Below are 13,018 nucleotides of genomic sequence, written 5' to 3' on the forward strand. Positions count from 1 at the left end.
TCTCTTAAAAGACAAAGCCAAACATGCCTGTTGCACGGTTTTTTCTTTTTCGCCCTCTCAATCGTAAAAAGGGCTGGAACCGGCCTCAGGGATTGCGGATAGTTAAGGGAATGAAAATCGGCCTCGCGCAGATTAACACCATCGTCGGTGACCTCACCGGGAATTCGGACAAGATTTTACGCGCTTACCGCGAGCTGGTGGAAGCCGGGGCCGAGCTGGTGCTCACGCCCGAGCTCGCCGTGGCCGGATACCCGCCCCGCGACCTGCTTTTCAAGAGCCGCTTCGTGGCCGATAATGAGGCCGCCCTGCACCGCGTAGCCGCCGAGATCGGTGAAGTCCCCGCCCTCATCGGCTTCGTCGAGAAAAACCCCTCGGAGCGGGGTCGGCGCTTCTTCAATGCCGCCGCCTGGTGCGAAAACGGTGAGGTCCGCCACATCGTGCGCAAGTGCCTGCTGCCGACCTACGACGTCTTTGACGAGGACCGCTACTTCGAGCCCGCCCGCGAGACGGGACTGGTCACGTGGAAGGGCAAGCGTATCGGCATCACCATCTGCGAGGATGTCTGGAACCACCCCGCCGTCCCCACCCGCCGCCACTACGAGGTGGACCCCGTCGGGCAGCTCGCCGCTGCCGGGGTGGATCTGGTGCTCAACCTCTCTGCCAGCCCGTGGCACAGCGGTAAAAAGCACATGCGCGAACACCTTCTGGGGGAAGCCGCCTCGCGCTGCCGGTGCCCGCTGGTTTACTGCAATCTCGTCGGGGGTAACGACGAACTGATTTTTGACGGCCACAGCAAGGTCATGGCTGCGGACGGCTCTCTGCTGGCCGGATTCAAGGGCTTTGCCGAAGAGTGCCGCGTCGTCGATACTGCCGGGGCCGCCACAGAGCCCTCCCCCGGTTATAATCAGGACGACATGGGAGACATTCATGACGCCCTTGTCCTGGGCCTGCGCGACTACGCCCACAAGAGCGGCTTCCGCTCTGCCCTGATCGGCCTGTCCGGCGGGATTGACTCGGCAGTCGTGGCCGCGCTCGCCGCCAAAGCCTTTGGGCCGGAGAACGTCATCGGCGTCAGCCTCCCCTCCTCCATCTCCAGCCAGCACAGCCGCGACGATGCCCGCATCCTCGCCGAAAACCTGGGTATCCGCTTCGAGACGCTTCCGATCGCCGACATTGTGGAGGCCGCCGGTGGCGCTCTCAAAGACATCTTTGCCGGGACCGCACTCGGAGTCGCCGAGGAAAACATCCAGGCGCGGGCACGCGGCCTGCTCCTCATGGCCGTGTCCAACAAGTTCGGAGCGCTCCTCCTGACCACCGGCAACAAGAGCGAAGTTGCGGTGGGCTACTGCACGCTCTACGGGGACATGGCAGGCGGGCTGGCCGTCATCTCCGACCTGCCCAAGATGCAGGTCTACGAGCTGGCCCGGTACATGAACCGCAACGGTGAGGTCGTGCCGCAGAACACCATCGACAAGCCCCCCTCCGCCGAGCTGCGCCCGGACCAGAAGGACGAGGACTCCCTGCCTCCGTACCCGGTGCTGGACGAGATCCTGCGCCTCTATGTCGAGGAGGGTAAAGTGTCCGACGAGATCATTGCCGCCGGTTTCGATGAGGAGACGGTGCGCGACATCGTCCGCAAGGTAGATTTAAACGAATACAAACGCAAGCAGGCCGCACCCGGCCTGAAAATCACGCCGTTGGCCTTCGGGGTCGGGCGGCGCATCCCGATTGTGCAGAAATATGTCAGCTAACGATTCTCCCATTTCAAACGACCTGTTCGAACGCGCCCTCAAGCTCATCCCCGGTGGGGTCAACTCCCCCGTACGGGCCTTTCGGGCCGTGGGCGGCACGCCATTTTTCACCGAGAGCGCGATGGGCCCGCGACTCGTCACCGCCGACGGGCGCGAGTATATCGACTACGTCTGCACCTGGGGGCCAGCCATCCACGGGCATAACCACCCCGCCATCCGCGAGGCTATTGCCGAGGCGCTGGAGAAGGGCACGAGCTTTGGCACTCCCAATCCCTACGAGGTCGAGATGGCCGAGCTCATCGTGGACATGGTCCCCTCCATCGAAAAAGTCCGCATGACCAACAGCGGAACGGAGGCCACCATGTCGGCCATTCGTCTGGCCCGAGGCGCGACCGGCCGCGACAAGATCGTGAAGTTCGCCGGCTGCTACCACGGCCATGTGGACTCGCTGCTGGTCAAGGCCGGATCGGGAGCCCTCACCCTGGGGAACCCCGACAGCGCGGGCGTTCCGGCCGCTTTTGCCGGTGAGACCATCGTGCTGCCCTACAATGATCTGGGCGCGCTCCAGCTCGCTTTTTCCGAAAACCCCGACCAGATCGCGGGCGTCATCGTCGAGCCCTACCCGGCCAACTGCGGGCTCATCCTGCCGCAGACCGGCTATCTGGAGGGCTTGCGTGACCTCTGCACCCGCCATGGCGCGGTGCTGATCTTTGACGAGGTCATGACGGGCTTCCGTATCGCCGCAGGCGGCGTGCAGGAGAAAACCGGTGTCATGCCGGACCTGACCTGTCTGGGCAAGATCATCGGCGGCGGGCTGCCGGTGGGAGCCTTCGGGGGACGGGCCGACCTCATGGACCATCTGGCCCCACTCGGGCCGGTCTATCAGGCGGGCACGCTCAGCGGTAACCCGCTGGCCATGGCTGCCGGGATCGCATCGCTCAAGCTTTTGCGCGAAAACCCGCCCTACAAGATGCTCGAAGCGGCGGGTAAGCAGCTCGCCATCGCCTTGAAGTTCGCAGCCGCCAACCTCGGCGTACCGCTGCAGGTGCCGCAGGCCGGGTCGATGTTCAGCATCTATTTTTCGGATAAGCCGGTCACAAACTTCGAGCAGGTTATGGAAACTAAAGCTGAGCTGTTTAAGCCGCTCTTCCAGACTGCGCTTGAGTACGGCATCTACCTGCCGCCCTCCCCCTACGAGACGTGCTTCATCAGCACCACGCACTCGAAAAACGATATCGCCCGCACCGCAGAGATCCTCGCCACCGCGATCAAGGAAATCGGCCAGACAGGCGCGTAACACGAGAGACACTTACAGGGCGAAGGACTTTTCCTTTGCACAAAAAAGGCCGGCTCCAACAGGAACCGGCCTTTGCTATTCATAGAATCTGACGTATCGAAAACTCGCTACACCCGCCTTAAAGGACGTTGTCTCCGCTTTCTCCGGTACGGATGCGGATGGCATCCTCGACCGGCAGGACGAAGATCTTACCGTCGCCGATTTTACCGGTCTTGGCAGCCTCAGCGATGGTCGAGCAGGCCTTGGCCACGAGGTCATCGCGGACGGCCACGTTGAGCTGCACCTTGGGCAGGAAGTCCACCGTGTACTCACTGCCACGGTAGATTTCCGTATGTCCCTTCTGGCGGCCGAAGCCTTTGACCTCGATCACGGTCATGCCCTCGATGCCGATCTCGGACAGAGATTCCTTAACCTCCTCAAGCTTGAACGGCTTGATGATTGCTACGATCATTTTCATTGTATCGTTTCTCCTGGTTTAAGGGTTACTTGTGTTCGGATGAGGTGACAAAGTCCGGGTAGGACTCGGCGCCGTGCTCGGAGAGGTCCAGCCCCATGGCTTCATCTTCTTCGCTCACGCGCAGGCCGACCGTGGCCTTCAGGATCGAGAACATGATGAAGGCGCAAACGGCTACGAAGCCGAAGACCGACACCACACCCAGAGCCTGAATGCCCAGCTGGTGAAAACCGCCGCCGAAGAACAGGCCGTCCTGGATGCAGGTTTCGCTGTCCCAGTACATGACGTCGATCGCCTGCTGGCCAAAGAGGCCGACGGCGAGCGTACCCCAGGCACCACAGACGCCGTGGACGCTGATCGCGCCGACCGGGTCGTCGATCTTGAGCACACGCTCGAAGAACAGGCAGGAAAGCACCACAAGGATACCGGCAACCAGGCCGATGATGACCGCGGAGCTGGTCGAGACCGAAGCACAGGGAGCGGTGATACCCACCAGACCGGCCAGAGCGCCGTTGAGCGTCATCGACAGGTCGGGCTTTTTAAACATGAACCAGGTGGTCAGCATGGCAGCAATCGCACCACCGGCAGCAGCCAGCGTAGTCGTCACCGCAACGTGGGCGATACCGTCAACGGCCGCCAGCGTGGAGCCGGGGTTGAACCCGTACCAGCCGAACCACAGGATGAAAACACCCAGCGCAGCCAGCGGCATGTTGTGGCCGGGGATGACGTTGATCTTGCCGTCCTTGCCGTACTTGCCCTTGCGGGGTCCGATGAGGATACACCCGGCCAGAGCAGCCCAGGCACCCACAGAGTGCACCACGGTCGAGCCTGCGAAGTCGCGCATGTTCATCGCGCCGAGCCAGCCCCCACCCCAGATCCAGTGACCGGCGATCGGGTACAGTACTGCGGAGATCAGCAGCGAGTAGCAGCAGTAGGCCACGAAGTGCGTGCGCTCAGCCATGGCCCCCGAGACGATGGTCGCCGCCGTAGCCGCAAACACCACTTGGAACAGCCAGCTGGCGCTCTCGGACATGTCGCCCCCGGCATTCGCAGAGCCGAGGAAGAGCAGATCCTTGCTCCAGCCGATGAAGGCACCGTCACTGCCGTACATGAGGCTGTAGCCGATAGCCCAAAACGCGATGGCTCCCACGGAGAAGTCCATCAAGTTCTTCATCATGATGTTCGAGGCGTTCTTCGAACGCGTCAGACCGGCCTCGACCATCGCGAAGCCCGCCTGCATGAAAAACACGAGAAAACCGGCCAGCAGCAGCCACATGATGTCCGCAGTCACCTGCGGCAGATAGGCGACCGCCTCGGTGTCCTGGGCCTGCGCAGGCAGCGCCATGCCAACAGCTGACAAAGCGAGCAGCATCCATTTCAGGCGCCCGCCAAAGCAATTTCTAAGAGCTTTCATAAGCTATAATGTGTTCGTTTTAACTAGGATTTTGGTGGTTGAACTGAACAGCGGGCTCAGGAAGCCGGCAATGTCCCCCCGGGAGGGGACCCCGCCGGATGCCGCGGGCATGCTTTTCAGTTAAGAGAGCTCCTGCACCGAGGTCTTTCAGGACTGGGACGCCCCTCATCTCCGGCTCAGGCCGAAAGTGAGGGGCCCCTAATATCATGATAAGCCTCTTGGCAGTTACGCCCTCTGTACTAGCTTCACCCGTACCAATTAGAGTAGATATACTTATTCAATAAAAACATTACATCTTTTCATCTTATCAATAAGACAACAAGATAGACCAAGAATAATCCCGTAAACAATTTGCCTTTATAGACTTAGAGAAACACAACGACTACCAACCAGCAAGGGGCCATCCTGACGCCGTCCCACGGTGCGCTGGCGCTGGCTGCAAAAATGGCGTGAAAATCTTTGCTGGTGAAGCAGCCACCCGTGACAAAACAGCAAAAAAAATGCGCAGGCGAATCGCCTGCGCATGGAAAAATGTTGAGCCTCAACCTGTGAAACTCGTGGGTAGCTCCCCGGCTCGACTAGAGTTGAGCCTGCAGCTTGCTGGTAAGATCAGCCTTGCTGGTCATCCCTACAACCTGATCGACGACTTCACCGCCCTTGAAGATCAGGATCGTCGGGATAGCACGTACGTTAAACTTGCCAGCGAGGTCGCCGTTGCTGTCGACATCCACCTTGCAGATGCTGACCTTGCCGTCCAGCTCGTCAGCCAGCTCGTCCAGGATCGGAGCGATGGCCTTACAAGGGCCACACCAAGGGGCCCAGAAGTCCACCAGAACGGGCGTGGACGCCTCGCTGACCGCGGCGTCAAAGCTATCGTTGTCGAGATTTTGAATCTTTTCGGATGCCATAATAAGAATAGTTCGGAGGATAGAGTCGTACGGGGCGGCTTAACCTTTCATCCCAACGAAAATAAGTGCCGCAAAAACAACTGCGACGACGGCGCAGACCGCATCAATCGACAGTCCCAGCGCGCTGACAGAAGCGGACTCGGTGGACTCAAGCGGTTCGGCCGGCTTACCGGGGCGTGCCTTCGGCACGGGCTTGGCAGGCTTGGGGCGAGGAGTGGGAGCCGTAGGCTTCGGAATACCGGCAGCCACGGGTGAAGGCGGCTTAGGGGCAGCAGCAGGTGCCTCCGGGGAGGCAGGCTTCGGGGCTTCTCCCACCGGCTTGGGCGGGGTCGGGAGCTTCACCGGACCATTACCGGGAGCGCCGACCTTGGGCGTAAAGGGCGAGCGCGTCACCTTGAACTGGGGCTTCTCGGCGGGGGCGGCCGGTTGATCGTTACCGTCAGAAGGCGGCTTGGGAGCTGCTTTCGGAGCGGGGGGCGGGGTATCCTTGTTTTGTTCGTCGCTCATGCGTAAAATCGGATTGTTCGTGTTCGGCGGATAAAGTCAAGCGCCAGACGCCTAATCCGGCCTTCCAAGCCTGATAAAAACAAGGCAAACGCCCCTGATCGGGGTCGAAACTTCAGGAAGCCGGTGCGCAGGGCTACTGCGAATGCTTTTGCAGCAGATCGGCGACCTCGCGGTGCTCGGCCTGTTCGATATCCTTACCGCGACGCTTAAGGTCCTCGAAGGTCTTCATCACAGTTTCCGTCATGCGCTCATGCGTCTCTGCCGAGCCACCCACGATGGCAAACTTATCGGCGCGTGTGACACGCTTGTGACCGTCTTCGTTGTCGAGTCCGACACCGAGCAGGCCTGTGATTTTCTTTTCCTTGCGTTCCATAATCGTATCTACTGCTAAAAACGTGCCGCATGTGCACAAAAATGCAAGCCCTTCCGGTATTTAGAGGCTGCCGCTGAGGTGGGACATAAAGCCCGGCTAAGGAACGCCCCGAGCGGCTCAACGGTATAAGAGAGACAGCTAACGTTCGCGAGGCTCGTCTTCGCCCTCAGGCTCTTCCCCACTCTCTTCTGCGGCCTCATCCTCCTCGTCGATGTCTTCGGCCCAGTCCGCATCCAGGGCGTCCTCATCAGAGGTGTCATCCTCACCCTCTTCTTCGGCGTCAAAGTCTACGTCGTACTCCTCCTCCAGCTCGTCGGCAGCTTCGTCGAGATCAGAGTCGGTCGCGGCGGTTTCAGGCGCTTCTTCTTCGTCTTCATCCGGGAGCGGCGGCGGCTCCTCCTCTTCGGGGCGGGCCGCGCAGCGGATGTCGCCAAAGACTTCCTCTTGCTCGACGAAGAGCTTCTTCAGGCGGGCCAGCTCAAGAATCGCCAGCAAAGAGGCGACCACGAGCGGCACACTCACTTTGGGCTGATCTTCAAAGAGGTCGGTAAACAGAAACTCCGGGGTGACCTCCAGTTTCTCTAAAATATACTCCATGCGGTCAGCCACGGTGACCTGCTCATCGTGGATCTCGCCCTGCACGATTTTCTCGGCCAGGCGACGCAGGACGAGGTTAAAGACATTCCAGAGCTCGATGCGGTCGCTACTCTTGATCGGGCGCGGGTCGGTCTCCTCCTCATCGTGCTTGTAGAGGCGGGGCAGATAGTCCTGCTGCTGCTCGATGAGCTGCCGCACCTGCTCGGTGACGTCCTTGAAGCGCTTGTATTCGAGCAACTGCTCGACCAGCTCCCAGCGCGGGTCGGCCTCCTCAGCCTCCTCTTCGGGCTGGGCGTCCTGATCACTGACAGGCAGGAGCATCCGGCTCTTGATGTACATCAAGGTCGAGGCCATGACGAAGAACTCCCCTGCTACCTCCAGGTTGAGGTCCTCCATGGCGCGAAGCACCTCCATGTACTGCCGGGTGACGTCCTCGATCGGGATGTCGTAGATATCCAGCTCGTTCTTGCGGATCAGGAAGAGCAGCAGATCCAGCGGCCCCTCAAACACCGGCAGGCGAATCGCCATCTCCCGGCTTGGCAGCAGGGCATCCTGGTCGTCGGCAGTCTCGTTGGGCGGCGTCATGAGCGGTATAAATCGTTACGAATCCGGCTGGGCAGGAGCCGTTTTTCAGAAAGAGACAGGACCGGGGCCGCTTGTCAAATCCTCACGAGGCTGACGCTGACCTGGAACTTGAAGCCGTTCTGGCGCGAGGAACCCGAGGTGTGGATGATCGCGAAGGTCGCCTCCCAGGAGTTACCCAGCATGGTTTCCCAGAGGTAAGTCTGCTCGGTCAGCTCCCCCAGCCGTGCGTCGATCGACCAGTAGGCCCCGAGCTGGTTACGGCTGTCGAGCCGGTAGCGCGCATCGACCACAAACTGGTTGATAACGCCGCCGGAGACCCCGCTCACGTCGGTCACATAGTCATTACCGAAAAAGACCGTCCACTCTTCACCATCGGTGAATCGTACCCCCGTGGTGACTTCATCGAGGTTCAGCTTGTTGGGGTCGATCCGGAACAAAGCCCCGAAGTTGACCCAGTAGGCCGGCGAAAAGTCGATCACGAGATAGGTGTCGGAGTAGTCCTGCTGGGCAGGCGTGGCACTCTGCCCGAAGCGAGCCGGCTGAGCCGGGCGGGTCGCGAAACGGAACTCCTGATACAGATCGACCTCCAGCAGATCGCGTGAGCCATACTCGGGGTCACGGGTCTGGAAAATATTCTGCACGCCCACGCGAATGGCGTTTTCCTCGTAAAGGTCGTCAATATTGCGCTTGTTGGCCAACCCGATCGGCTCGAGATAGGTATCAAAGGAAGCCAGGCGGTCAATGGGCGGGATCTCGGTATCCCCGGCCTGAGCACCGGGGATGTAGCGGTACTGGATCGTGGGCTGCAGGAAGTGACGCAGGCCGTCGATCTCCCAAAACTCGTTCTGATAGTCCCAGACACCGACCGCACTCAGGTCAACATCGACCCCGAACTCACCCAGCACACGGGTGTAGCTGCCGTTGTTACCGAGCGTCACCGCGTAGTGAGTGGCCATGACGCCAGCTACCGGCGTAATCGTCATCCAGTCAGTGGCAGCGATCGGATAGGTCAGCCCATAGTAGGCGTTGACACGGTTACTCTCCAGCGTCTGAAAGGCACCGGTGGGTGAATTCTCCTGCAGGGTGGCGTAGCTGACATCAAGGCGCTGATAGGCACCGGTCTCGAATATCTCGGTCGGCATCAGGTCGAAACGGATTTCCGGCAGGCGCTGGGCTACGGTCTGGAAATTGTTGGGCTGGACGCGGGCGATGGCATCGAGGTACCAGTTTTCGCCGCGGTAGGTCGTCTCCAGGAAGCTGTCCGGCTGCTGGTTATCCTCGTAGAGACCCTCGCGGAAGTCGCGCTCCACGTAGGAGTCACTCCACCAGCTTAGGGAAGCCGTGATTTCGAGAGACTCGTCCTCAAGTGCGTACTGCTTGTGTCTCCACTCGATAAACCAGCGGTCGGGCTGAATCGGGCGGCCAAGCACGTCTGTGCCCAGCTCGGAGGGGCTCCCCTCGTCATGAATGTAACCGGTATCGAGCCAACCGGACATGGAGCCCAGGTCCGGGTCACTCCAGTTATAGTCGAGGATCGGACCAGCCAGCACGCCGCGTTTGGTGTACCCGTCGATGTTCAACCCGGCAGCCAGCTCAGGGATAAAGCGGAAGGCAATGGCATTCTGCCAATAGAAGCCCAGGTCATTCTGCTGACCGATGTTACCGGTATACTGGACGGGCGAGCCGTCCTGGACATCATACTCGACGTAGGGCAGGTAAAAGAAAGGAACCTCTCCGATACGGAAGACGACATCGTCCATCGCGACCGTCTCCTGATTGACGAGGGTCAGCTTATCGGCATTGAGGTTGAGCGCGAACATGTCGGGCTCCTGGATGTAAATACGTGCGTTGTCGACCTCGACGTTGTCCTTGTCGCCCTGGGCTTGCTTCCCCAAGACATATACCGAGTCATTCCCCAGTCGGAAATCATCCGCGTAGAATGTGCGGTTGAAGTAGTCGTACTCGGCATTATCCGTCAGCAGGCGGAAGTTACCGCTCTTGATCGAAACCTCCTTCTTCGCCTTCACGGTGGACTCGTCCTGCTCGAAGACGATCCTGTCCGCGCGCACGCGCATGTCATCATTGTCGAGGATCGCGTTCCCGCGAGCAGTCATGCGGTTATTCTCCGCGTCGAACTCGATCGGCTCGTCAGCGGATAATTCGGGGGGGACTACCTGCGCGTGGGCCAGCAGCGAACCGCCCAGCAGCGCGAGTCCCGTCAAGAGGTAGCAATGCACTCGCAGCACGGCACGAACTTTGGTCACCCGTCCGGCAACGGGCAAGGACTATTTTGCAGTGCTGTGACAGAATTCACCCTTCATAGCCAGCCCCCTGGTCCAGAGCCCGCTAAAATACTCGCTCACCGAAGAATCGTCACAGATTCGGCAGATCCGACTTGCCATGCGGGCTCTTTGCTTTCTCATAACCGTTGCGAGAACGGCTAATAAGCCGAACAAACAAACGACAACACGACCTCTCACCTGCGTCCAACCATGCCGAGATTTTTCCCGACAGTACTGGCCTGCCTTTGCCTGTTTGCACCCATTATTGCTAACGCTGCAGGCGCCGCCGCCGCCAAAGACCTCCCGACGTTTCCGCTTCCACTGGAAGATTACCGTCACGTCGAAGAAGAAAAAGCCACCCAGGAGGGCGTCGAAGAGCTTGGCTTGTGGGATACGCTTGTCATGCGTGCCGAGGCCGAGCCGATCAACCTGGTGGTGACGCTGCTGTTCTTCGGGGCGATCATTCACACTTTTTTCGCGGGCAAGTTCATGCATATAGCTCACCGGCTGGAAAAGGAGCATGCCGAGAGTGGCGAAGGCAAAAACAAGCGCTACGTCAACGGCAAGGAGCCGGTCAGCTTCCGGGCCACAGTTTTTCACTTTTTGGGCGAGGTTGAGGCGATTTTCGGCATCTGGGTGCTTCCTCTGTTCCTGATCATCACCTTCTGGAACGGACTGGGCCTGGATGTAGCCATCCACTACATCGACGAGCAGGACTACACCGAGCCGGTCTTTGTCGTGGTCATCATGGCCATCGCCTCCTCCCGGCCGATTCTCCAGCTGGCGCGTGACGCTCTCAGCATCGTGGCCGGTATCGGTAAGCACAGCCCGGCGGCCTGGTGGCTGTCCATTCTCACGATTGCGCCGATTCTCGGCTCTTTCATCACCGAGCCTGCCGCCATGACCATCGCCGCCCTGCTGCTGGGTCAGCAGTTCTATAAGTACAAGCCCGCTCCGGTCTTTGCCTACGCAACGCTCGGCCTGCTCTTTGTAAACGTCTCGGTGGGTGGCACGCTGACGCACTTCGCAGCACCGCCTGTCCTGATGGTTGCCACCGGCTGGGGCTGGGACTTGCCGCACATGCTGTTCACCTTCGGCTGGCGCGCCGTGCTCGGGATTCTGATCTCGAACGCCATCTACTTCATGATTTTCCGCAAGCAGTTCGCCACATTGCTGGCGGGTGCTCCCGAGCCTACACCTACGCAGGAGGCCGACCCCGAGGCCGACCCGGTCCCCTACTGGATCGTACTGGTGCATGTCGGCTTCGTGGCCTGGACGGTCATGACCCTGCACCACCCGCCTCTGTTCGTCAGTGGGTTCCTGGCCTTTATCGCCTTTACCGTGGGCACCTCCCACTACCAGTACCAGATCAAGCTTCGCGGCCCGATGCTGGTCGGCTTCTTCCTCGCCGCCCTGAAAATCCACGGCGGCTTGCAGGGCTGGTGGATCTCGCCCGTGCTGGGCAGCCTGGAGCAGATCCCGCTCTTTATCGGCTCGACTCTGCTCACGGCGGTGAACGACAACGCCGCCATCACCTACCTGGCCTCGCAGGTACCGATCTTTGACACCCATACCGCGACGGGCGCGCTGAAGGAAGGCGCAGACCTCCTGCGGGCTCAGGCCCTGCAGTACGCGGTCGTGGCCGGGGCTGTCACTGGTGGCGGCCTGACCGTCATCGCCAACGCCCCCAACCCGGCTGGCCAGAGCATCCTCAACAAGTTCTTCAAGGGTGGCATCTCACCCCTCGGCTTGTTGCTCGGAGCGGCCATTCCGACGATCGTCATGGCCTTCTGCTTCATGATCCTGCCTCACGTGCACTTCCGCTAAGCCGAAGAGCTTCCCATTTGCGAAACCCCGCGCGCAGTCCCGGATTTAAACCGGTCCGCCCGCGGGGTTTTTCATGGTGAGCGAGCACGCTCACCCACCATAAATTTGAATTGCTAAAGCAGTCTCAGCGCAGAATACTTCTGCTGTTGCCAGAAAGACAGCGCGGTCGACTCTCCCAAGCCGCCAACCCTTAACCCGATTAGCTCTCATGCCATTGCGTTTCGCCGAAGAAATCCTCCTGCTGGCTCTCGACGACTCCAGCGGGAAGCTCCATCCCCTCCCCGACCGGGCGCTCGACCTGGCTCTGGCCGGAGCGATCCTGATGGAGCTGGCCTTTCACAAACGGATCGATACGGACGAAAAAGAGCTGTCCGTCCTCGACCGCACCGCGACCGGAGACGAACTGCTCGACCTCGTGCTCGACGCCATGCCGCAAGACCGGGACCGCCTCCCGATCCAGAACGCCCTCTCGGCTGGCCTGCGAAACATCCAGGAGGTGCGCAAAAAACTTTTTCAGGGCCTCGTGGCCAAGGGAATCCTGCGACAGGAAAAATGTCGCTTCCTCTGGGTCATGCCCGAGCGGCGCTACCCCGTGATCGACGGGGCCGAGGAAGCCGAGGTCAAGTCCCGCATCCGTAAGGTCATTCTCAGCGATGCCATTCCCGACCCCCAGGACGTTGTCATCATCTGCCTGATGAAGGCCTGCGACCTGAGTCCCTACGTCTTTACAGAGGAAGAGCTGGAAAAGGCCCGCCCCCGCATCGCGGAAGTCGCCAAGATGGACTTCATCGGGCAGGCGCTCGCCCGCGCCATTCAGCACATCCAGGACGCCATCCTCGAAACCATCGCCTACATCGGCATGTAGCAGGGCGAAGGCCCTGCACCCTGGATGCTTCGCATCCTGATGGGGCTCTGCCCCATCGGCACTGCGTGCCTGCCCCGTCAGGATGAACTCCTGCTGGTGACTGAGTTTCGATGCGCAGTATCGAAAGTACAGGCTTCGCCTGGCGCGGGGTACGGGGG

Annotated in this window: 11 protein-coding genes; 4 read left to right on the forward strand and 7 right to left on the reverse strand. The window is 60.3% G+C overall.

Annotated features, from left to right (window positions below; genetic code table 11):
* Window positions 1–110: 110 nt before the first annotated feature.
* On the forward strand, window positions 111–1,751 hold the full coding sequence (locus K0V07_RS14735) for an NAD+ synthase (protein WP_220622151.1): 1,641 nt from the start codon (window positions 111–113) through the stop codon (window positions 1,749–1,751).
* Window positions 1,741–3,048 (forward strand): glutamate-1-semialdehyde 2,1-aminomutase, encoded by a 1,308-nt coding sequence (gene hemL / locus K0V07_RS14740; protein ID WP_220622152.1) that lies wholly within the window; start codon window positions 1,741–1,743, stop codon window positions 3,046–3,048. The genes K0V07_RS14735 and hemL overlap by 11 nt, the downstream gene beginning before the upstream one ends.
* A 118-nt stretch (window positions 3,049–3,166) precedes the next feature.
* Here hemL and K0V07_RS14745 read toward each other — a convergent pair whose 3' ends face one another.
* The 7 genes from K0V07_RS14745 to lptD all read right to left on the reverse strand — a co-directional run bounded on the left by K0V07_RS14745 (window position 3,167) and on the right by lptD (window position 10,108).
* Complete coding sequence (locus tag K0V07_RS14745) at window positions 3,167–3,505, reverse strand: P-II family nitrogen regulator (protein WP_220622153.1); 339 nt, start codon at window positions 3,503–3,505, stop codon at window positions 3,167–3,169.
* 25 nt (window positions 3,506–3,530) lie between these two features.
* Window positions 3,531–4,916 carry an ammonium transporter gene (locus tag K0V07_RS14750; RefSeq protein WP_255568006.1) on the reverse strand — a complete coding sequence of 462 codons (1,386 nt, stop codon included), beginning with the start codon at window positions 4,914–4,916 and terminating at the stop codon, window positions 3,531–3,533.
* 578 nt (window positions 4,917–5,494) lie between these two features.
* Entirely contained in the window at window positions 5,495–5,824 is a 330-nt protein-coding gene (gene trxA, locus K0V07_RS14755) for a thioredoxin (RefSeq protein WP_220622154.1), read from the reverse strand.
* Window positions 5,825–5,863: 39 nt separating this feature from the next.
* A complete protein-coding gene (locus K0V07_RS14760; RefSeq protein WP_220622155.1) occupies window positions 5,864–6,331 on the reverse strand; it encodes a hypothetical protein in 468 nt (155 codons plus the stop codon).
* Between the two features lie 133 nt (window positions 6,332–6,464).
* Window positions 6,465–6,704 carry a hypothetical protein gene (locus K0V07_RS14765; protein WP_220622156.1) on the reverse strand — a complete coding sequence of 80 codons (240 nt, stop codon included), beginning with the start codon at window positions 6,702–6,704 and terminating at the stop codon, window positions 6,465–6,467.
* Between the two features lie 138 nt (window positions 6,705–6,842).
* Window positions 6,843–7,886 (reverse strand): segregation/condensation protein A, encoded by a 1,044-nt coding sequence (locus tag K0V07_RS14770; protein ID WP_220622157.1) that lies wholly within the window; start codon window positions 7,884–7,886, stop codon window positions 6,843–6,845.
* Between the two features lie 74 nt (window positions 7,887–7,960).
* Window positions 7,961–10,108, reverse strand: coding sequence for an LPS assembly protein LptD (lptD, locus tag K0V07_RS14775; RefSeq protein ID WP_220622158.1), 2,148 nt, complete (start codon window positions 10,106–10,108; stop codon window positions 7,961–7,963).
* Between the two features lie 270 nt (window positions 10,109–10,378).
* Here lptD and K0V07_RS14780 point away from each other — a divergent pair, with 270 nt between their 5' ends.
* The gene (locus K0V07_RS14780) at window positions 10,379–11,995 is read left to right on the forward strand and encodes a putative Na+/H+ antiporter (protein WP_220622159.1); all 1,617 of its coding nucleotides are present in this window, start codon (window positions 10,379–10,381) and stop codon (window positions 11,993–11,995) included.
* 208 nt (window positions 11,996–12,203) lie between these two features.
* Window positions 12,204–12,860 carry a GPP34 family phosphoprotein gene (locus tag K0V07_RS14785; RefSeq protein ID WP_220622160.1) on the forward strand — a complete coding sequence of 219 codons (657 nt, stop codon included), beginning with the start codon at window positions 12,204–12,206 and terminating at the stop codon, window positions 12,858–12,860.
* Window positions 12,861–13,018 lie beyond the last annotated feature (158 nt).

Source organism: Ruficoccus sp. ZRK36, from assembly GCF_019603315.1.
Taxonomy (GTDB): Bacteria; Verrucomicrobiota; Verrucomicrobiia; order Opitutales; family Cerasicoccaceae; genus Ruficoccus.